This is a genomic window from Dactylosporangium sp. NPDC005555, assembly GCF_040605635.1.
GTDB lineage: Bacteria > Actinomycetota > Actinomycetes > Mycobacteriales > Micromonosporaceae > Dactylosporangium.
The window spans coordinates 67,525-88,106 of sequence record NZ_JBEXDG010000006.1; the positions used below are offsets into that span (position 1 = coordinate 67,525).

Sequence of the window (20,582 nt, forward strand, 5' to 3'; positions counted from 1 at the left end):
CATATCGTTGACGCCATGACGATCCAGCCGACGATGCTCCGGCCGCCGACGCCCCGACCCGGCTGGCAGGTCGCCGTCGGCCTGATCCTCACCCTGCCCGCGCTCGTGCTGCTGCTCACGTCCTACGTCGAGCCGCTGTACTGGACCGTGCGCTCCAGCTTCCGCGAGTTCAACGGGCTGCGCCTGTCCGAGGGCGGCGCGGCCGCCGGCTGGGACAACTACGACGACGCCTACGCGCAGGGCCGCCTCGCCGACGCCCACTGGTTCGCTCTCAGCCTCGCCGTTGTGCCGATTCTGCTGGTACTGGTCCTGGCGCCGGCCCTCGCATGGGCCGCGAACGCCGGCGGTACCAGGGCGAGATGGGTCACCCGGATCATCCTGGCGCTGCCGATCGCCGCCTACGCGCCCGTCGCCATCGCGGTCGCCCTGCGCGACTCGACGTCGACCCGGGCGTCGTACTGGCTGGGCACCTTCGGCCTGGTGGTGGCGCTCGCGACCACCGCCTACCTGGCCACGCTGCGCCGCCGCACCCTGGACTCGGCCCGCAGCCCCATCCCCGCCGCCCTCGTCGTCGGCGGCCTGGCCGTGCTCACCGTCGTCGCGGTCGCCCTGCAGGACTTCACGTTCGCGTTCCTCGGCGGCTTCGGCTCCCGCGCCGACCTCACCCCGGCCCGCCTCATGTACGAGGTCTCCTTCCGCACGATGAGCTTCGGCACCGGCGCGGCCACCTCGGTGACCCTCCTCGTGCCGCTGATCCTGCTCGGCCTGGTCGCGACGCTCCTGGTGATCCTGCCCCGCACCCGCCTCGAGGTGGACGCCCCGCTCGCCGCCGTCACGAAGACCCAGCCGGTCGTCGCCTGGGTCGTCGGCGGGGTCCTCCTGCTCGCCACGCTCGGCACCGTCTGGTCCGGCCTGTCGCCGTGGCTGTCGGAGATCACCAGCACCGGCCGTGCGGGCGCCCCGTCCACGTTCGTCAACACCTGGCTGCCGCCGGTCGTCTCCACCCTGATCGCCGTCACCGTCGCCGCCCTCGCCGCCTTCGGGATCAGCGGCCTGCGCCCCCTCGGCCGGCACAGCGAGTGGCTGCTGGTGCCGTTCGGCCTCTTCCTCTTCGTCGGCTCCGCCCCCCTCGCCCTGCGCAACTACGCCGCGGGCGCCACCGCAGACCGGCTCAACTCGTTCCTCGGCCTGATCCCGCCGTCCCGGGTCGCGATCCCGGCCCTGTTCATCCTGGCGCTGCTCTTCCGCGGCCAGGCCCAGCGCCGCGAGGTCCTCCTCCAGGAAGGCCGCCCCGCCCCGTGGACCGGCGTCCTCCTGCCGGCACTGCCGATGCTCGGCCTGGCCTACGTGGCGACCTGGCTCGTCCAGGTCCAGGACCTGATCTGGCCCCTGATCACCGCCGCCGGCGACCACGTGACCGCGCAGAACCTGCTCCTGCAGGAGACGTTCATGCGCCGCACCGCGAGCACGGACCTGCCCTACGCCCAGCTGATGCCGGTGTGGCTGCTCCTGCTGCTCTTCCTGGGCGTCGCCGCCGCCCAGGTCTTCTACCTGGACCGCGTCGCGCTGCGCGTCGGCCTCCCCGAACGCGACCACCCGCCCCGCACCTGACCAACTTGCACACCCTGCAAGGTAATACGCAGGAGCCCGGTGACGACCCGTTCCTGCGGTCGATGCGCACCAGGCCGTCGATCGAGCTCGACCTGGCGGCCTGAGAGCGGGCTGGGAACCCCCCGCCCCCGCGCCGGCGGCGCGGGAGAGAATAGGGCACGTGATTCCTAATGTGCTTGCTGGTCGGTACGCGTCGCCTGAGCTGGTGGCGATCTGGTCGCCCGAGGAGAAGGTGCGGTTGGAGCGGCGGCTGTGGCTCGCCGTGCTCACCGCGCAGCGGGACCTCGGGGTCGCGGTGCCGGACGGGGTGGTCGAGGACTACCGGCGGGTGCTCGACGACGTCGACCTGCACAGCATCGCGGAGCGGGAGCGGGCCACCCGGCACGACGTGAAGGCGCGGATCGAGGAGTTCTCCGCGCTCGCCGGGCACGAGCACATCCACAAGGGCATGACGTCGCGGGACCTGACGGAGAACGTCGAGCAGCTGCAGGTCAGAAGGTCCCTGGAGCTGATCCGGGACCGGATGGTGGCGGCGCTCGCCAGGCTCGCGGCGCGCGCCAGGCAGTACGACGACCTGGTCATGGTCGGCCGGTCGCACAACGTCGCGGCGCAGGCGACCACCCTCGGCAAGCGGTTCGCGAGCGCTGCGGAGGAGCTGCTCATCGCGTACCAGCGGATCGAGAACCTGCTGGAGCGCTACCCGCTGCGCGGGATCAAGGGGCCGGTCGGCACGGCCGCGGACCAGCTGGACCTGCTCGGCGGCGACGCTGACAAGGCCGCGGAGCTGGAGCGGCGGGTCGCGGAGCACCTCGGCTTCGGCACCGTGCTGACCAGCGTCGGCCAGGTGTACCCGCGCTCCCTGGACTTCGACGTGGTCTCGGCCCTGGCGCAGGCGGTCGCGGGACCGTCGAGCCTGGCCACCACGATCCGGCTGATGGCCGGCTACGAGCTGGCGACCGAAGGCTTCAAGAAGGGCCAGGTCGGCTCGTCGGCGATGCCGCACAAGATGAACACGCGCTCCTGCGAGCGGGTCAACGGGCTCGCCGTGATCACCAGGGGCTACCTGTCGATGATCGGCGAGCTGGCCGGCGACCAGTGGAACGAGGGCGACGTGTCGTGCTCGGTCGTCCGCCGGGTGGCGCTGCCGGACGCGTTCTTCGCCGTCGACGGGCTGTTCGCCACGTTCCTGACCGTGCTGGACGAGTTCGGGGCGTATCCGGCGGTCGTCGCCCGTGAGCTGGACCGCTACCTGCCGTTCCTGGCCACGACGCGGGTCCTGGTCGCCGCCGTCGGCAAAGGCGTGGGCCGTGAGGATGCTCACGAAGCGATCAAGGAGCACGCCGTCTCCGTGGCGCTCGCCATGCGCGAAAAGGGCATCCAGGACAACGACCTGCTGCGGCGGCTGGCCGGCGACGAGCGGCTGCGGCTGACCCAGGCCGAGATCGACGCCCTGGTCGCGGACCCGCGGCAGTTCGTCGGGGCGGCGTCCGCGCAGGTCAGCGCCATTGCGGAAGCTGTGACAGCGGTGATCGCGAAGCACCCCGACGCAGGGAGTTACGTGCCACCGCCCATCCTGTGAGCGCTGGATCTTGGCGCCGGAGCGGGCCGCTAAGATGCGTGTCGGGCGATGTTTCGGGCCTCGCCGCGTGATCCACCGAACCGTGACACGGCCGGTGATCTGCGGTGGAGCCCCGCCCGGTAGGCTCGTGTCGCTCGCCCTCGAGCGCCCGACTCAACTGTCAGGAGTGCCCCGTGGCCCGCGTCGTGGTGGACGTCATGCTCAAACCGGAGATCCTGGACCCCCAGGGTCAGGCGGTCGCGAACGCGCTGCCACGTCTCGGCGTCGCCGACGTGGCATCCGTGCGCATCGGCAAGCGGATCGAGATCGAGTTCGAAGGCGCCGCCGACCTCGACCGTGCCCGCGAGATCGCCGACAAGCTCCTCGCCAACCCGGTGATCGAAGACTTCACCCTGCGGGTCGAGGAGACGCCGGCCGAAGGCCTGGTCGACAAGGCGGAGCAGTGACCGCCCGCATCGGCGTCGTCACGTTCCCCGGTTCGCTCGACGACCGCGACGCCGCACGCGCCGTGCACCTGACCGGTGCGGCGCCGATCTCGCTCTGGCACGCCGACGCCGAGCTGTATGGGGTGGACGCCGTCATCCTGCCGGGTGGCTTCTCCTACGGCGACTACCTGCGGGCCGGTGCCATCGCCCGGTTCTCCGCGGTGATGGAGTCGATCATCAAGGCGGCCGGCGACGGCCTGCCCGTGCTGGGCATCTGCAACGGCTTCCAGGTGCTGTGCGAGGCGCACCTGCTGCCGGGCGCGCTGACCCGCAACCAGCACCTGCATTTCCGCAACCGTGACCAGGCGCTGCGCGTGGAGAGCACCGCGACCGCGTGGACGGGCGGGTTCCAGCAGGGCCAGGAGATCGTCATCCCGGTCAAGAACGGCGAAGGCTGCTACATGGCCGACGAGCGCACGCTCGACGAGCTCGAAGGCGAGGGGCGGGTCGTCGCGCGGTACGTCCGCGGCAACCCCAACGGCTCGCTGCACGACATCGCCGCGATCACCAACGCTGCCGGCAACGTCGTCGGGATCATGCCCCACCCGGAGCACGCCGTCGAGGTGCTGACCGGCCCGTCGATCGACGGGCTGGGCATCTTCACGTCCGTGCTCGCACACCTGGGAGCTCGTGTATGACCGCCACAACGGGTTTCGACACCGTCCCGAACGCCACCGACACCCCGGACGAAGAGCAGCCCTACGAGGAGCTCGGTCTCCGCGAGGACGAGTACGAGCGGATCAAGCAGATCCTGGGCCGCCGGCCGACGAGCTCGGAACTCGCCATGTACTCGATCATGTGGAGCGAGCACTGCTCGTACAAGAGCAGCAAGGTCCACCTGAGGCAGTTCAGCGAGAAGGCCCCGCCCTCCGACCTGATGCTGGCGGGGATCGGGGAAAACGCCGGGGTCATCAAGATCTCCGACGAGATCGCGGTCACGTTCAAGGTCGAGTCGCACAACCACCCCAGCTTCGTCGAGCCGTACCAGGGCGCGGCGACCGGCGTCGGCGGCATCGTCCGCGACATCCTCGCCATGGGCGCCCGCCCGGTCGCCGTGATGGACCCGCTGCGCTTCGGCGCCGCCGACCACGAGGACACCAAGCGCGTCCTGCCCGGCGTCGTCGCCGGCGTCGGCGGCTACGGCAACTGCCTCGGCCTGCCCAACATCGGCGGCGAGGTCGTCTTCGACCCGTGCTACCAGGGCAACCCGCTGGTCAACGCGCTGTGCGTCGGCGTGCTGCCGGTCAACCGCCTGCAGAACAAGGAAGCGCACGGCCCCGGCAACGTGGTCGTCCTGCTCGGCGCCAAGACCGGCCGCGACGGCATCGGCGGCGTGTCCGTCCTGGCCAGCGCGACCTTCGACGCCGACGGCCCGGCCCGCCGCCCGTCGGTGCAGGTGGGTGACCCGTTCATCGAGAAGCTGCTCATCGAGAGCTGCCTCGAGTTGTACGAGCGGGAGCTCATCGTCGGTGTGCAGGACCTCGGCGGGGCGGGCCTGACCTGCGCGCTGACCGAGACCAGTGCGTCGGCCGGCACCGGCATGGACGTCAACCTCAACCTGGTGCCGCTGCGGGAAGCGTCGATGGACCCGCAGGAGGTCCTCGCCAGCGAGTCGCAGGAGCGGATGCTCCTCATCGTCGAGCCCGCGAAGCTCGACGAGGTGCTGCGCGTCGCCGAGCGCTGGGGCGTCATCGCCACCGCGATCGGCCAGGTCACCGACGGCGGCCGCCTGATCATCAGCTGGCACGGCGAGGTCGTCGTCGACGTCCCGCCCGGCTCCCTCGTCGACGACGGCCCGGTCTACGCCCGGCCGATGCGCGAGCCCGCCGACCTGATCCTGCTGCAGGCCGACCGCGCCGAGACGCTGCCCCGGCCGCGCACCGGCGTGGAGCTGCGCGAGACGCTGCTGCGCCTGGCCGCCAGCCCCAACCTGTGCGACAAGAGCTGGGTGACCGAGCAGTACGACCGCTACGTGCAGGGCAACACGATCCTGGCGCAGCCGGAGAACTCGGGCGTCATCCGCATCGACGAGCAGACCGGCCTCGGCATCGCGATCTCCACCGACGGCAACGCCCGCTTCGCGCGGCTCGACCCGTACAACGGCGCGAAGCTCGCCCTCGCCGAGTCCTACCGCAACGTGGCCGCCTCCGGCGCCACCCCGCTCGCCGTCACCAACTGCCTCAACTTCGGCTCGCCGGAGGACCCGCAGGTCATGTGGCAGTTCGCGGAAGCGGTCCGCGGCCTCGCCGACGGCTGCCAGGAGCTCGGCATCCCCGTCACCGGCGGCAACGTCAGCTTCTACAACTCCACCGGCTCGCAGGCCATCCACCCCACCCCGGTCGTCGGCGTCCTCGGCGTCATCTCCAACGTCGGCTCCCGCGTCCCGATGGGCTTCGGCGGCGACAGCGACGTGATCATGCTGCTCGGCGAGACGCAGGAGGAGCTGTCCGGCTCCGAGTGGGCCTGGGTGACCCACAACCACCTCGGCGGTCAGCCGCCGCGGGTCAACCTGGTCCGGGAGCGCATCCTCGCCTCCGTCCTCACCGAGGCGGGCGAGCGCGGCCACCTGTCCTCCGCGCACGACCTCTCCGACGGCGGCCTCGCGCAGGCTCTTGTCGAGACGACGCTGCGGTACGACCACGGCGCCAACATCACGCTGCCCGAGGGGCTGAACCCGTTCGTCGCGCTCTTCTCCGAGTCGACGGCCCGGGCGCTGGTGTCCGTGCCACGCGGCCACGAGAAGGCGTTCGCGGCGCTGTGCGCCCAGCACGGCCTGCCGGCCGTCACGATCGGCACGGTCGACGGCCGCAGCCGGGCGCTGGACGTGCGCGGGCAGTTCACGATCTCGCTGGACGAGATGCGCTCCGCCTGGAAGGGCACGCTGCCGTCGCTGTTCGGCGAGGTGTCGACGGAGGCTCCCGCGTACGCGTCCGACTCGTCTGCTGCGTCTCCTGCTGCCTCGTCTGCTGCCTCGTCTGCTGCATCGTCTTCGGAGGCTGCTCCGGAGGCTGCTGCGGGGATCTTCGATGCGGTCGACGCGCCGGAGGTGCCTGAGGTGCCGTCCACCGCGCCGTCTTCGGCTCCGCCCGCTGCCGCCGCCCCCTCCGACCCGGACGACGTGCCGCCCAGCGATCCTGACGCCTGACGATGGCCGAGGGCGTCTTCAGCCAGCCCGGCTCGGGCGCCCGCTTCGACTGGGGCCCGGCAGGCGCCGCTGAGCTGTCACGCGTCTGCTCGGTCCTGGTCGTCGTCGACGTCCTGTCCTTCTCCACCGCGGTCGACATCGCCGTCGGCCGCGGTATGCGGGTCCACCCGTTCCCGTGGAGCGACCAGGCCCGCGCGTACGCCGACCGCATAGGCGCCGCGGTCGCCGTCGGCCGCCAGCAGGTCTCGAAATCCTCGCCGTGGTCCCTGTCGCCGGCCGCGCTGCAGGCCGCCCCCTTCGCCGCGGAACTCGTCCTGCCCTCACCCAACGGCGCCGCCATCTGCTCCGCCGCCGCCTCCACCGGCGTCCCGGTCGTCGCCGCCTGCCTCCGCAACGCCCCCGCCGTGGCCCGCTGGCTCCACGCCCACGGCCACGGCACCCCCACCACTCCCATCGGCGTCGTGGCCGCCGGCGAACTCTGGCCCGACGGCACCCTCCGCCCCTGCGTCGAGGACCTCCTCGGCGCCGCCGCCGTCCTGGACGGCCTGTCGATGCTGGGCGTACCCCTGTCGGTCGAAGCAGCCGTCAGCCTCGCCGCCCTCGCCGCGGTCCGCAACGTCTCCGCCGCCGTACGCCGCTGCGTCAGCGGCCAGGAACTCATCCAGCGCGGCTTCACCGACGACGTCCGCCTCGCCGTCCAGTCCGGCATCTCCCACACCGTCCCGGTCCTGACCGGCCAGTCCTTCGCCCCCGCCTGAGCCGCTCACTTCGGTACAGTGATGGCCGTCGACAGGAGGCCGTCATGTCCGGACCTTCGATCACCGGCGATCTCGACCCCTTCACATGGAACCAGCGCGAAGCCGTCGACTACGAGGTCGCTCTGGAGCTGATCGCCGAGGCCATGGCCGTCTACACCGCCCTCGCCAACCAGGCCGAAGGCACTGAGGCGGAGCGCCTCCGGTCGGAGCGGGCCCGCTGCGTCCAGGACCGGCTCGCCCTGCGGGACGCCGACCACGCGACGGTCAAGCGCGTCACCACCGAATACAGCGACCTGATCCGCCGCCTCCGCGAGGCGCGACGTTGACCCACCCGATCGACCCGCGCCGCTACCTGCTCAGCGACGCGGACTCACACCGCATCGTCACCGACGAGATCGTCCCCGAGCAGCTGGTGCACGGCGTCCCACAAACCGAGCCGGTCGTGGTGTTCGTCGCGGGCCAGCCCGGCGCCGGCAAAACCATGACCACCCGAATGGTCGAACGCCGCCTGGGCATCGTCGACTGCTACCTGAGCCAGGTCCAACACCAGGACCGGCCGCCTGACCGCCCGCGATAACCACGACGACTCCTACCGCGGAACCCACTCCATCGACGCTGACCGCACGGTCGACGCCGTCATCGTGTACCGCCGCTGCAACACCCTCTGTACGAGAACACTCTCGACGCCAACGGCGAATGGCACGCCCCACAGGCCACCGCCGCAGCGATCGCCACCGCCCCTGGACCCGGTCCTTCACCGCCGAACCCACCGCGTGGCGACCCAGACCGGTCCGGACTGGCACGGAGGAAACTCGCTGCCATCTCCACCAGACTCGCCGAACCCAACACCGCCCCGCCGCCCTGCTCCTCAACACGACGAGGACGGGTTCGCCACCCTCCACCGCGCCGCGAACGCGATCAGGACCGCCCGCCAGAACGCCGTCGGCCCCGACCCAGCCCCGCGCTCAGACGACCGGCTGCCCACCGTTGCCGAATCGTCCTCCGCAGAACGCGACCACGCACAATGGTCCTGACCGAATCGCAGCAGCGTTCGCCATTGGCAAAGGTGCCTACCACCTTCGGCATGCTGCCGTGTCGCTGCGGCTCAACTGACCCAATGACATGCTTCAGTCGCGCCGTCGGACGAACGCCTCCTGCGAACCGTCCAGAACGAAGCCATATTTGCCAATCAATGGGTTTTGCGGAAGGGTAGCAAAATTGTAAATTCAATTAATCTGACGTTTATCACTCCTGCAGCAATCTGCGAAGATCATCTGCGTCGGGATCGCCGAGGTCGGCTAGGATTTGAAGCGCATGCATCCGTGCTCGCTTCGCAGCATCCAGAGAACCCATGGCAGTCAGGCTGAAGGCCATCTCACGCAAAACCCAGGCTTCATGCCTCCTGTCACCTGCGGCGCGAAAATTGTCTAGGGCCTGGAAGAATTCTTCCAACGCTCTAGGATGCTCCACCTTCTGGGCAAAGGTAATAGCGGCATGGTATCTGGCTAAAGCAACACTCCACATATTCTCTAGCGTCAGAAAAATTCTTATTGCCGAGTCGAGGTCTCGAATTGCGCCATCAAGCTGCATCAACCCTCGTCGCGCGACGCCCAAACTAAGCAGCGCCATTCCCTCGCCTCGGACTTCGCCAATCTCCCGGAAGGTCGAAAGCGCTTCCTTTGAAAACTCAATAGCTTTGCCGAAATTCTTTAGCTCCTGATGTGTCAATCCACATCCGCGCAGGGCGAAGCCTTCGACCCATCGGTCGGGCGCCCGCCTACTTACGTCAATCGACCGCATGTAGCGTACTAATGCCTCAGAATATTCGCGCCGATCCCAGAACGCGTCTCCTTGCAGCATTAGAGCGAACGCCTCTGTGGCCAGATCTCCTAAAGCATGCGCTGCGCGAATTGCCGTTTCATGGCTAGAAATCCAATCCGACCAGTAAGATCGGCGTTCAAGGTAGCCCATGAATGAAAGCGCTATTTTCCAGGCTAATTCAAGTTCGCCGTATCTCTCTGCAACGGAGACGCTTTCGAGCACATTTGGGCGCTCCAAATCACACCAGTCTAATGCTTCACCGATATCGACAAAGCCGCCACCTTGATATCTCTCGCCCAGAGATCCGATCTGAATTGTCCGTCCTTGGGGCAGTATCCTCCGGTGAGAACTGTGGGCTCTAGCGAGGTACCAGGTCAAAACACGGTGCACTGCCTCGTTTCGCTCAACTGTCGAGGAATCTGCCTCGCCACGCTCAATAGCGTAGGCCCGCAAAAGATCGTGAAGTCGGTATCGCCCAGAGCCAACTCGCTCTACCATATGGATGCCGTTGAGAACGTCGAGGACCCGACGGGCGCGGGGCTCGGTAATGTCCAGGAGTGCCGCGATGGCCGGAGGGCCGAATTCCTGTCCTGGATGCAGACCTATAGTTCTGAAACTCAGAGCCAGATCCGATTGAAGAGATTTATAGGACCACGACAGAACCGTCCGTACCTCGCTTAAGTCGTCGTCCGCAACGAACGCATCTAGAAGCCGCTCTTCTGTGGCGAGCTCTTCCACCAAGCTTCGAAGAGATTCGTCCGGCCGTTGAAGGGCTCGGTCCGAAACGATCCGAAGCGCCAGAGGTAGAAACGAGCAGAACTGCGCCAGCTCCTCTGCCGCTCCCACTTCGTCCTCGACGCGGGCATTACCGATAATCGCCTTCAGAAGGGCCAGAGAGTCTTCAGGTGTAAGGGTGTTGAGAGCCACCCGTTCGGCCCCCTCTCGCACAGCTAGCCCTGTTAGTCGGCTACGGCTCGTGACTACCACCATAGACAAAGCTGAGCCGGGCAATAATGGCCGGACCTGTTCGGGCGTCGATGCGTTGTCTAATACGATGAGGAGACTTCGATGTGCAAGCAAAGAGCGATAAAGTGCAGACAACGAATCCAGGTCCTGCGGCATTTTGGTGGAGGGAACGTTCATCGCCCGCAGGAAGTCCTCTAGCACCTGGCTCGGCAGTGCAGGAGCAAGCGCATCATACCCACGCAGATTTACGAACAAGTCGCCATCCGGAAATTGATGACGCACGCGGTGGGCCCAATGAAGCGCCAATGCCGTTTTTCCGATGCCGGCCGCTCCGGACACTGCAGATATTACAGCGGCCGCAGGGCCCGACCCCTGCATACGTTTCTTGAGGAACTCGTCAAGCCGGCGGAGATCGACTTCCCTGTTGACAAAATGCCCCGTAGCTGGTGGAAGTTGGCGTGGCGTTGGCAAGTCCTCGCGGATCGGGACGTTAACATTTATATCGCCTTGAAGGAACCCAGTCTGAATTACTGTGCTAGCGTCTCCTGAGAATTCATTACCGATACGAGCATCGAGTGCTTGACGTTCGTCACCCGTCATTTTGGGCACTTAAGACTATAGCTGAATAATTGTCGAAGAACTCACTGGCCAGCATTCCCATTAGAACCACGTCACAATATCTTCCGCCGAAGAACTCATGTTCGCGGAGGCGTCCTTCGATGGAATATCCGAGCTTGCGATGCATCGCAAGAGACGGCTCGTTGTGTCCGTATATTGAAACAGAACTCTTGTGGTAGCGCCTTTCGCCGAACATATATCGCAGAAGGAGCACGGACGCTTGGCTGCCGTAGCCTGACCGCTGGTAGCTGGGTTCGATTGCTAGCCCATGTTCGAAGCTTCCGGACCTCGCATCAGCGCTTTTCACCGATATTGCACCAACCATACCCGGCGTCGAAAGACGCTCAATGGCCAACGCGAAGACTTCTTCGTCTCTTACTCGCCTGCTTAGGTTGCAGACTTCATTTTCGTAGTCCGAATCGGACATGGGTGGAACGATTCGGAAAACGTTGCGTGATGCAATCGAATCCTCATTGAACTTCGCGTAATACTGGGCATCTTTGGGTTCGATTGCTCGCAACCTTATCGCGCTGCCCACCCACGCCGTCTGGGCGAACCTCACAGTTTGCCTGTACCTACTGCTGGAAAGGAGCTGTGTGTTTCCAAGCCCGGTCTCGATATTCAATAAAGGTGGCCGTGACTGCTTCGTCTGTGATTTCTTCGAGTCCAAGGAACTGATCATCATCAGCAAAATGCAGGATGTATAGCCGATTTGAGTCGAACAACCAGTAGTCGACTGAAGGTAGGCCGATGTCCTGTGCTACCGATCGACTCAAGTACCTTACGTCTTCCCCGGCCTCGACATTGTAAGGCGTCATCGATATTTCGAACCGAAGAAAGTCGCTCGGCGGCTCATCAACGACTCGGATGCGTTCCACGCAAATACCCTTGCCAGTCGTTTCTCGCATGAGGTCGAGCCACGGTTGGTGCCATTCGACACCTGGATCATCACCCTTCAGGAATGCTTGAAAGGCATCGTCTTCCGAAGCGACTCCGTAACCTCTTCTGACCTCAAGTTTAAAAGCCGACGACTGAACGCTGGCGAAGATTCGCGGGAACGCGTCCGGGTCATTGATTAGCTCAGTCACATTAGCCCTTGTTGTTTTCGAAGGTTGCCATGAGCGAGCGCGGAACCACAACGAACGACTCGCCTGGAAGGACGTCACGGAGCTGTGACAGTGCTTCTTCGTCTGTCAGCGTGTAACCTTGGACAACGATGTCGCCAGTGTCCGTCTCGTACAACGTCGGACAAGATCCGCCGTTACTACTAGATCCAAGGAACTTGAGCTTCATTGGGTCCCCCCTCGGGCGTAGTTAGACCTGTGTCGCAAGGTACTCTCAGGTATTGATCGAATCAACAGCCGGAAACTCCGTGATTTGCCGACCAATCGATCGCTGTGCTCCGCGAAGGGGACAAGTCCAAGCTGAGCGGATCGTCGCCTGACGCTAGGGAGTGATGTTGGAACCTCTGTCGATAGCTATGGTGTCAGCTGCCCTTGGGGCTGCATCGGCCGCCGGCGCTTCAGAAGCGGGTAAGGACGCTTGGATCGCTCTCCGGAGCCTGGTAGGTCGAGCGTTTCATCGCGGGGACGAGCGCAACGTTCTCGAGGCGATCCAAGTTGACCGAGGCGACGACGAGCAGATACGCCTCATCGCCCAGGCGTTCATCGACCGTGCCGCTGTCGATGCTGACTTCAGAAATGATCTCCATCGGTGGGCGTCCGACGTCAGAGAGGCCGATGGACACTCTGGCGATGTAACGAATACTGTGACCGGCGATGCCAAGATCGATGGCGCGCTCTTCCAGGGCCGAGACTTCAGAGGCCCGTTTTACATTGGGAAGCCGGAGACTGGGGTCTAGGAACGTCAACAGCGGCTCGCATCGACGCGGTGTCGGCGGGAGGTCCGTGACCCATTCGGCGATCGCGGTGTGGGGACGGAATTCGGCCACCATCGCGCAGGCCGTCGCGGTGACCACCACCGCCAGTGGCGAATGCCACGGCGAGCGCGTGGATCGCGTACCGCGACCAAGGCTGTGGACGGGCCGACGGTCAACTCGGGCGTGCAGAGCCAGACAGTCCGGCCGGTGCGGCAGGCAGTTGCGGCAGGCAGTGAGGCGATCAGCGATGATGGCGATGACTCACTGCGGGAACGATCAACAGGCGTGGGAACCTCGATAGTCTTCTGAACCGGTCATGCCCGCCCTGCTGTCGTCAGCAAGGGCGTGCCTACACCAATCGTCTCGAGCCGGACGCTGCCACGACTCTGCCGGGCCCTGGGTACGCGTCCGCACTGGTGATCCCCTATGAGGTGTGATCGTTGGGCTGACGAAAGCCCGCGTTGTGGACGGGTAGCGGTCAGGCAGCATCAGTCCCGAAAGAGTCCTACTGCATGGCGAGGATGCCGTGTGCTAGGCCGAATTTCTGCTGGAAGGCTCTGGCGCCAGTCCGTCGGAGTCAGACCAGCGGATGACCGGTGGCCTGGCCTCGATGTTCATAAAGATGAGCCTCGTGCACAGCTCATGAGCCACAGCAGGTTTCGATGAGATCCAGCGAGACTGCCGACCGATAGATGAGAACGGCCACGGGGCATCGTTTCCGCTGCTCAGCGGGCGTTCTTGGTGGTGCTGTGCGGAGGGCGTGGGATTCGAACCCACGGAGACGCGGAACGCCTCACCGGTTTTCAAGACCGGCGCCATCGGCCACTAGGCGAGCCCTCCAGTGGAACGTCGAACAGTCTGCCAGATCGCCCCGGGGCGGTGTTGGTCACCCGTGTGAGGGACGCCGGACGTGTCGGGGGCGGTGGCGGACTGGGCGACCGCGACCAGATGACATCGTGACACTCCGCCCCAAATGTCGCATCTGATTAGCGGGAGCTGCGCAAACTCAGAGCAGGAAACGACAGGCGGGGGCCAGCGGTATGCATCTCTTCTTCAACGATCCACGGGTCGCGTACGTCACCCGGCACCGGCGGATCGTCCGGCATCCACTGATGGCGTTGGTCGCGGGTGGGGTCGGGGTGGCGGCGCTGGGGGTGGTGATCGGTGCGGCGGGGTGGGAGCCGCCACAGCAGGGGGGCACCACCGCGCCGCGGGCAGCAGCCCATCAGGACAAAGCAGTGGGCATGGCGGTGCCGGACCCGGTCGACTTGTACGGCGTCCCGGCCGCGCCTCAGCCCGTCCTTGACCTGGGTGCGCCGCCGAGGTCGCTTGCGGCGCCGGCCAGACCGCAGCAGCAGGCGGCCAAGGCACAGGTCAAGCGGGTCGAGAAAGCGAAGGCGCCCCAGGTACCGACGCCGCAGACGACGACCGGGCCGGCAAAGACGCCAGAGCCCACGGTGGAACCGACCCCGGACCCGACGACAGCGCCGGCGACAGCGCCGGCGACAGCGCCGGCGACAGCGCCGGCGACGGAGCCCACAGCGCAGCAGGGCCAAGGGTGGCCGCACCGCGGGCCGTGGGGGCAGTGGGGGCCGTGGGGGCAGACAGAGGGGCAGGCAGAGCAGAGGCAGGATCGAACGGCGATCACGCCGTAGCGCAAGATGGACGCATGCGCGCGATCACGATCGAGCAGCCTGGTGGTCCTGAGGTACTGCGGTGGACGGAGGTCCCCGATCCGGTGCCCGGGCACGACGAGGTGCTGATCGAGGTGCACGCGGCGGGCGTCAACCGGGCCGATCTTCTGCAGCGGCAGGGGCTCTATCCACCGCCGGAGGGGGCGCCGCCGTATCCGGGCATGGAGGTGTCCGGACGGATCGTCGAGTCGAGGACGCACCACTGGCAGGTCGGCCAGGAGGTGTGCGCGCTGATCTCCGGTGGTGGCTACGCCGAGCTGGCGGTGGCTCCGGTGGGGCAGTTGCTGGCGGTGCCGAAGAACGTCAGCCTCGAAGACGCCGCCGCGCTGCCCGAGGTGGCGGCGACGGTCTTCTCCAATGTCGTCGAGGTGGCCGGGATCAAGCCGGGGGAGACGCTGCTGGTCCACGGCGGCGGCAGCGGGATCGGCACGTTCGCGGTGCAGCTGGGCAAGGCCCTCGGCGCGCACGTGGTGACGACGGCGCGGGCGGCGAAGCACGAGGCGCTGACGAGACTCGGCGCGGATCGGGTGATCGACTACACGGCCGAGGACTTCAGCGAGACCGTGAAGGCCGACGTCATCCTCGACATCATCGGCGGCGCCTACCTCAAGGGCAACGTGAAGGCGCTCAACGAGGGCGGCCGCCTGGTTGTGATCGGGATGCAGGGCGGCAGGAAAGCGGAGCTCGACCTCGGGGCGCTGCTGGCGAAGCGGGGAAGCGTGTTCGCGACGGCGTTGCGCTCCAGGACCGCGGCGCAGAAGGCGGCGATTGTCCGAGGTGTACGGGAGGAGGTCTGGCCCCTCATCGACGAGGGGTTGATCGGTCCGGTCGTGCACAGCCGGGTGCCGCTGCCGGACGCTGCCGACGCTCACCGGCTGATGGAGTCCAGCGAGCACCTCGGGAAGATCATTCTGACGAAGCCGTGAGGATCACCGGGCCGGGGCCGCGGGCGGCGAGCTTGTCGGCGGTGTTGGCGAGGGTGCAGCTGCGCAGCGACAGGCAGCCGCACCCGATGCAGCCGGTCAGGGTGTCGCGGAGCCGTTCGAGCAGGGCGATCTGCTCGTCGAGGTGGCCGCGCCAGTTGCGGGACAGGCGGGCCCAGTCGGCGCGGGTCGGAGTGCGGCCGGCCGGCAGTGAGGCGAGCGCCTCCTTGATCGTCTCAAGGGGGATGCCGACCTGCGCGGAGATCCTGATGAACGAGACCCGGCGCAGCACGGTGCGCTCGTAGCGGCGCTGGTTGCCGCCGGTGCGGGTGGAGTCGATCAGGCCGAGCTTCTCGTAGAACCGCAGCGCGGAGGGGGCGACCCCGCTGCGCGCCGACAGTTCGCCGATCGTGAGGAGCTCAGCCATGCGGGTCAGCGCTTTTGGGACGGCTTACGGACGCGTTCGCGGGAGAGGATCCACAGCGCCTCGACGCCGTCTTTCCAGGTGATCTTCTTGCCCTCTTCGCGGGTGCGGGCGCGGTAGCTGATCGGCACCTCATAGGGGCGGTGCCGGTTGCGCAGGAGCTTGCCGGTGACCTCGGCCTCCATGCCGAAGCCGGCGGACTTGATTTGCAGTGACCGGTAGAGCTCGACGGGCATGAGTTTGAAGCAGGTCTCGAGGTCGCCGAGGTAGCAGTTGTACAGCATGTTGGCGGCGGTCGTGACGGCCTTGTTGCCCATGACGTACCAGAAGGAGAAGCTGCTGTGGCTGCCGAAGGTGCGATTGCCGTAGACCACGGTGGCGCGGCCGTCGAGGACCGGCTCGAGCAGCTTCGGGATGTCCTGCGGGTCGTATTCGAGGTCGGCGTCGAGGATGACCATGTAGTCACCGGTCGCGTGCTCGACCGCGGTGCGGATCGCCGCGCCCTTGCCCTTGTTCCTCGGGTGCAGGACGACGCGGACGCGCTCGTCGTGCAGCCCGTTGAGGATCTCCGCGGTGCGGTCCCGGCTGCCGTCGTCGACGATGACCAGCTCGGTCTCGGTCGGGTAGTTCACGTCCAGCGCCTGTTTGACTGCGTCGGCGACGCGGACTTCCTCGTTGTAGACCGGCATCAGGATCGACAGCTTCATCACGATCTCCGAAGGGTTCGGGCTGGGACCATCAGACTAGCTTCCCATCACCCGTGCGTGTGATTCCGCGTTGGGGGTCGCTGACCTCGTACGGTGTCGCCTATGACGAGCGCAGCGAAGCAGTTGGGCGACGAAGCGTACATCGCGGTGACGACGTTCCGCCGCGACGGCACCCCCGTGTCAACGCCCGTGTGGGTGGCGCCGGAGGGCGAGGCGCTGATGGTCTGGACCGTCCGCGACTCCGGCAAGGTCAAGAGGATCCGCCGGGACGGCAAGGTGACGGTCGCGCCGTGCACGGTCCGCGGCGTGCCGACCGGCGACGCGGTGCCGGGGCACGCGACGATCCTCGACGCCGAGGGCGGGAAGACCGCCCGTGAGCTCATCAAGCGCAAGTACGGCCTGCGCGGCCGCCTCTTCGTCTGGATGAGCGTCCGCCGGCGGGGCGCGGACGGCACGGTGGGGGTGCGGATCACGCTGGTCTGAACGGCCAGGCCCCGCACAAAACAACGCGCTCGGATCACCGGGGGGTGACGATCCGAGCGCGTTGTCATGTGCGGAAGCGTGGTGTTTGGCACCGGAGGAGGGTGCGAGGTAGGGTTGCGCCTCAGTCGCCCTGGCGCTGCTGCGGGATCTGTCCCTGGAGCAGGGCGCGCACCTCGGATTCGCGATAGCGGCGGTGCCCACCGAGGGTGCGGATAGCGCTCAGCTTGCCCGCCTTCGCCCATCGGGTGACGGTTTTCGGGTCGACGCGGAACATCGACGCGACCTCAGCCGGCGTTAGCAACGGCTCAGGCTCATGCGTGCGAGATGGCATCGGTCACTCCTCCACAGGTACCCAGGAACGTCGGACGGGGTCCCGCCGGCCGACGCGTTTCCTATGGTCCGGCTAGTCCCCGATGTCCGACATGGGCCGAACGGCTGAAGGTCCCTGTATGGACGGATGATGAATAAGTGAATTTTCCCATTTTGATGACACGAAATGGGATAAAGCGGGGCCAGATGTGACGCTCTGTGGGTGAGCCGATACGAATCTAGCTCACCCGACCGGGTGAGCGGTAGCCCACAAAGTCCTCCCAATAACCCATAACGGACACCCCTTCGGAGCGATTCGGTTGCGAAGGGTGACACCCGTTCGGGGGCGCCGAAATTCGGACATCCACGCCAGCCAATGCCCGACGAGGGTCCGCCGCGGGGTGGTCCGCCGGGTGGTTTCCGGGCAGCCGCAAACAAGGCGTTCCCCGTGATCCGGAAGACTTCTTGCCGCTGGAGCGACAAGAACTCTTCCGGATCATGGAAACGGTTGGCTAGTTGCAGCGCTCCAGGAGCTGGACCGCGCGCCAGCGCTCGACCAGCTTTTCGTAGACCTCGGTGGCCTCGTCGGCGTCGCCGCGGGCCACGCTGGACAGGCCTGCCGAGACCAGGCCGGGGGAGTCGTCCTCGACGAGGGTTTCGTCGGGGAGGAGGTTGACCAGGCCGCCGTAGTCCAGCTCGACGATCGAGCGGGAGTGGAACTCCTCCAGCCAGCGTGCGGTCTCCTCGACCGCGACCGTGATGGGCGCGTCGCCGATGGCGCGGCGCAGGACGGCATAGGCGCGGTGGGCGCGGCGGCGGGCCTTGGAGATCTCGGTGCGGTAGCGCAGGACCCGGCGGCCGGGGCGCAGCGACAGCTCCCGCTCCTCCAGGTCGACGAAGACGAACCAGCGCAACGGCACGCCCCACGTGGCGACCTGCTCGTGGACGCGGGGCATGCCGCGCTCCAGGACGTTGTCGCCGCTGCGCCAGTCGTCGACGATCGTCTGGGCGAGGCCGGCGAGGGCCGGTGGGACGAAGGCGTCGGCGATCACGCTCGGCACGCCGTCGCGCGCGGTGAGAGCCGCCTCGGCGACGCGGATGCGCAGGTTCCACGGGCAGACGAGGAGAGTGTCGTCGGCCTCCAGGACATAGGCCTCGTCGGGGAGGTCGGGCAGCCGGGTCCAGCCGGCGCCGAGCGCCTCGATGACCGAGGTCCGCTGCCGGCCGGGGCCGTCGGACAACGCGACAGCCCTGCCCTCCTTCACGTAGCGACGCCAGTACAACTGGTGGTCGCGGTCGAAGGCGGCCAGCGGCTCGTATACCCGCAGGTATGACGCGAAGAGCGACGGCACGGCCCGATCGTCGCACGAAACAGTCGTCTGTCGGTATTAGGGTCGGTATACAGGCGCCGTCTCACGAGGATCGGGCCCCCCACCGACACAGGAGCATCCATGGGTGTCTTCACCACCAGCCACGAGCAGGTCGTCTTCTGTCACGACCGGCCGTCCGGCCTGCGCGCGATCATCGCCATCTACTCGACGGCGCTCGGTCCGGCGTTGGGCGGGACCCGTTTCTATCCGTACGCGTCGGAGGACGACGCCCTGCACGACGTGCTCGAGCTGTCGCGCGGGATGGCGTACAAGAACGCGCTCGCGGGTCTGGACCTCGGCGGCGGCAAGGCCGTCATCTGGGGCGACCCGGAAAAGGACAAGAGCGAGGCGCTGCTGCGCGCCTACGGCAGGTTCGTGCAGTCGCTGGGTGGCCGCTACTTCACCGCGTGCGACGTGGGCACATATGTGCAGGACATGGACGTCGTGGCGAAGGAGACCAAATTCGTCACGGGACGCTCCGAGTCGCACGGCGGCGCGGGCGATTCGTCGGTCCTTACCGCCTACGGGGTCTTCCAGGGCATGCGCGCCGCCGCTGAGCACCGCTGGGGCAGCCCCACGCTCGCCGGCCGGCGGGTCGGCATCGCCGGTCTCGGCAAGGTCGGCAAGCACCTCACCGAGCACCTGATCGAGGACGGCGCGTCGATCGTCGCGACCGACGTCGACGAGCGCGCCGTGGAGTGGGTCCGCGCCACCTATCCCCAGGTGGACCTCGTGGACAGCAGCGAGGCTCTGGTCATGGCCGATCTCGACGTGTACGCGCCGTGTGCGCTCGGCGGTGCGCTCAGCGACGAGACCGTGGCCGTGCTGAAGGCCAAGATCGTCGCCGGCTCGGCGAACAACCAGCTGGCTCACCCGGGGGTGGAGAAGCTGCTCGCCGAGCGCGACGTGCTCTACGCACCCGACTACGTCGTCAACTCGGGCGGGGTCATCCAGGTGGCCGACGAGATCGAGGGCTTCAACTTCGCCCGGGCCCAGCAGCGGGCGTCCCGGATCTTCCACACGACGCGGGAGATTCTGCAGCTCGCAGAGGCCGAGCGGGTCCCACCGGCGGTTGCGGCTGATCGACTCGCCGAACGGCGGATGGCCGATGTCGGAAGGCTCCGTACGATCCTGTTGTAGGACGTGACGACCACGGTACGACGGTGGTGCTTACCCGACCGGTCCGGTCGGGTAAGCAACGCCACCGAATTGGTCGGTAGGGGCGAGATGCCGAAAGGTGCCCTCGACATGTACCGTAAGAGCCACGAGAGATGCCTGACGTTGTCGGGGCCTGCCGGTAATGGCTGCCCCGTAATTCTGTGCGAGGGGGTCGAGCCATGGGGCGCGGCCGTGCGAAGGCCAAGCAGACTAGGGTGGCCAGGGAGTTGAAGTATCACTCCCCAAACACCGACCTCGACGCGTTGCAGCGCGAGCTCGCGGGCAGCCCGAAGTCTTACGACGACTACGCCGGTTCCGGCGAGCAAGTCGACGATGAGGCCGACGACGAGGACGACGGTAACTACGACGACTCCTCCAGCGACAGCGATTGGCGCTCACGGAGTCGTTGATCATCGGTCTACCCGGCTGACGGGCACGTGGCGACCCCACGTGCCCGCGTCATGTCCGAGACACCCGCGCGGTGGCCGTTCTCTCGACGGCTCGCCGCGCGGGTGTTCAGGCATAGCCGGACGGTCCGGGACCGACCCTCGAAGGGGACCGACCCTCCAAAAGGGCCTGACCTCCACAGGGGGCCGATCCCGAAACAGGGGGCCGATCCCGAAACAGGGGGCCGATCCCGAAACAGGGGGCC

The 20,582-nt window shown here is 66.9% G+C and carries 20 protein-coding genes and 1 tRNA gene; 12 read left to right on the forward strand and 9 right to left on the reverse strand.

All coding sequences use genetic code 11. The annotated features are described in order from the left end of the window. Positions 1-15: 15 nt before the first annotated feature. The 8 genes from ABZS58_RS09170 to ABZS58_RS09205 all read left to right on the forward strand — a co-directional run bounded on the left by ABZS58_RS09170 (position 16) and on the right by ABZS58_RS09205 (position 8,155). On the forward strand, positions 16-1,611 hold the full coding sequence (locus ABZS58_RS09170; protein ID WP_354779298.1) for a sugar ABC transporter permease: 1,596 nt from the start codon (positions 16-18) through the stop codon (positions 1,609-1,611). Between the two features lie 160 nt (positions 1,612-1,771). Beyond that, positions 1,772-3,190 carry an adenylosuccinate lyase gene (purB, locus tag ABZS58_RS09175; RefSeq protein WP_354779300.1) on the forward strand — a complete coding sequence of 473 codons (1,419 nt, stop codon included), beginning with the start codon at positions 1,772-1,774 and terminating at the stop codon, positions 3,188-3,190. 173 nt (positions 3,191-3,363) lie between these two features. Continuing rightward, entirely contained in the window at positions 3,364-3,636 is a 273-nt protein-coding gene (gene purS / locus ABZS58_RS09180; protein WP_354779302.1) for a phosphoribosylformylglycinamidine synthase subunit PurS, read from the forward strand. Beyond that, positions 3,633-4,313 (forward strand): phosphoribosylformylglycinamidine synthase subunit PurQ, encoded by a 681-nt coding sequence (gene purQ / locus ABZS58_RS09185; RefSeq protein WP_354779304.1) that lies wholly within the window; start codon positions 3,633-3,635, stop codon positions 4,311-4,313. Before purS ends, purQ begins: the two co-directional genes overlap by 4 nt. Next, positions 4,310-6,820, forward strand: coding sequence for a phosphoribosylformylglycinamidine synthase subunit PurL (purL, locus tag ABZS58_RS09190; protein WP_354779306.1), 2,511 nt, complete (start codon positions 4,310-4,312; stop codon positions 6,818-6,820). Before purQ ends, purL begins: the two co-directional genes overlap by 4 nt. A gap of 2 nt (positions 6,821-6,822) precedes the next feature. Continuing rightward, positions 6,823-7,578, forward strand: coding sequence for a 2-phosphosulfolactate phosphatase (locus ABZS58_RS09195; protein WP_354779308.1), 756 nt, complete (start codon positions 6,823-6,825; stop codon positions 7,576-7,578). Between the two features lie 44 nt (positions 7,579-7,622). Next, positions 7,623-7,904 (forward strand): hypothetical protein, encoded by a 282-nt coding sequence (locus tag ABZS58_RS09200; RefSeq protein WP_354779310.1) that lies wholly within the window; start codon positions 7,623-7,625, stop codon positions 7,902-7,904. Further along, positions 7,901-8,155 (forward strand): zeta toxin family protein, encoded by a 255-nt coding sequence (locus ABZS58_RS09205; RefSeq protein WP_354779312.1) that lies wholly within the window; start codon positions 7,901-7,903, stop codon positions 8,153-8,155. Before ABZS58_RS09200 ends, ABZS58_RS09205 begins: the two co-directional genes overlap by 4 nt. Before the next feature lie 668 nt (positions 8,156-8,823). Here ABZS58_RS09205 and ABZS58_RS09210 read toward each other — a convergent pair. The 5 genes from ABZS58_RS09210 to ABZS58_RS09230 all read right to left on the reverse strand — a co-directional run bounded on the left by ABZS58_RS09210 (position 8,824) and on the right by ABZS58_RS09230 (position 13,702). Continuing rightward, positions 8,824-10,965 carry an NB-ARC domain-containing protein gene (locus ABZS58_RS09210; protein WP_354779314.1) on the reverse strand — a complete coding sequence of 714 codons (2,142 nt, stop codon included), beginning with the start codon at positions 10,963-10,965 and terminating at the stop codon, positions 8,824-8,826. After that, positions 10,955-11,545 carry a GNAT family protein gene (locus ABZS58_RS09215; RefSeq protein ID WP_354779316.1) on the reverse strand — a complete coding sequence of 197 codons (591 nt, stop codon included), beginning with the start codon at positions 11,543-11,545 and terminating at the stop codon, positions 10,955-10,957. The genes ABZS58_RS09210 and ABZS58_RS09215 overlap by 11 nt, the downstream gene beginning before the upstream one ends. Before the next feature lie 13 nt (positions 11,546-11,558). Further along, positions 11,559-12,071 (reverse strand): DUF6879 family protein, encoded by a 513-nt coding sequence (locus ABZS58_RS09220; protein ID WP_354779318.1) that lies wholly within the window; start codon positions 12,069-12,071, stop codon positions 11,559-11,561. 434 nt (positions 12,072-12,505) lie between these two features. After that, positions 12,506-12,964, reverse strand: a complete 459-nt coding sequence (locus tag ABZS58_RS09225; protein ID WP_354779320.1) for a hypothetical protein — start codon at positions 12,962-12,964, stop codon at positions 12,506-12,508. Between the two features lie 650 nt (positions 12,965-13,614). Next, a tRNA-Ser gene (locus ABZS58_RS09230) sits at positions 13,615-13,702 on the reverse strand. 829 nt (positions 13,703-14,531) lie between these two features. Between ABZS58_RS09230 and ABZS58_RS09235 the strand changes: the two genes are divergently transcribed. Beyond that, positions 14,532-15,482 (forward strand): NAD(P)H-quinone oxidoreductase, encoded by a 951-nt coding sequence (locus tag ABZS58_RS09235; protein ID WP_354779322.1) that lies wholly within the window; start codon positions 14,532-14,534, stop codon positions 15,480-15,482. Here ABZS58_RS09235 and soxR read toward each other — a convergent pair. Both soxR and ABZS58_RS09245 read right to left on the reverse strand, forming a co-directional pair. Further along, a complete protein-coding gene (gene soxR, locus ABZS58_RS09240) occupies positions 15,463-15,906 on the reverse strand; it encodes a redox-sensitive transcriptional activator SoxR (RefSeq protein ID WP_354779324.1) in 444 nt (147 codons plus the stop codon). The genes ABZS58_RS09235 and soxR overlap by 20 nt on opposite strands. A gap of 5 nt (positions 15,907-15,911) precedes the next feature. Then, complete coding sequence (locus ABZS58_RS09245) at positions 15,912-16,610, reverse strand: glycosyltransferase family 2 protein (protein ID WP_354779326.1); 699 nt, start codon at positions 16,608-16,610, stop codon at positions 15,912-15,914. 102 nt (positions 16,611-16,712) lie between these two features. Here ABZS58_RS09245 and ABZS58_RS09250 point away from each other — a divergent pair, with 102 nt between their 5' ends. Beyond that, positions 16,713-17,093 carry a PPOX class F420-dependent oxidoreductase gene (locus ABZS58_RS09250; protein WP_354779328.1) on the forward strand — a complete coding sequence of 127 codons (381 nt, stop codon included), beginning with the start codon at positions 16,713-16,715 and terminating at the stop codon, positions 17,091-17,093. A 121-nt stretch (positions 17,094-17,214) separates the two neighbouring features. Here ABZS58_RS09250 and ABZS58_RS09255 read toward each other — a convergent pair whose 3' ends face one another. Together ABZS58_RS09255 and ABZS58_RS09260 are read right to left on the reverse strand one after the other, a co-directional pair. Then, a complete protein-coding gene (locus ABZS58_RS09255; RefSeq protein WP_033365012.1) occupies positions 17,215-17,424 on the reverse strand; it encodes a BldC family transcriptional regulator in 210 nt (69 codons plus the stop codon). A gap of 490 nt (positions 17,425-17,914) precedes the next feature. After that, on the reverse strand, positions 17,915-18,754 hold the full coding sequence (locus ABZS58_RS09260) for a hypothetical protein (RefSeq protein ID WP_354779330.1): 840 nt from the start codon (positions 18,752-18,754) through the stop codon (positions 17,915-17,917). A 99-nt stretch (positions 18,755-18,853) separates the two neighbouring features. Here ABZS58_RS09260 and ABZS58_RS09265 point away from each other — a divergent pair, with 99 nt between their 5' ends. Together ABZS58_RS09265 and ABZS58_RS09270 are read left to right on the forward strand one after the other, a co-directional pair. Beyond that, the gene (locus ABZS58_RS09265; protein ID WP_354779332.1) at positions 18,854-19,912 is read left to right on the forward strand and encodes a Glu/Leu/Phe/Val dehydrogenase dimerization domain-containing protein; all 1,059 of its coding nucleotides are present in this window, start codon (positions 18,854-18,856) and stop codon (positions 19,910-19,912) included. 197 nt (positions 19,913-20,109) lie between these two features. Further along, positions 20,110-20,340 (forward strand): DUF3073 domain-containing protein, encoded by a 231-nt coding sequence (locus ABZS58_RS09270; RefSeq protein ID WP_203849284.1) that lies wholly within the window; start codon positions 20,110-20,112, stop codon positions 20,338-20,340. The last annotated feature ends 242 nt before the right edge of the window (positions 20,341-20,582 follow it).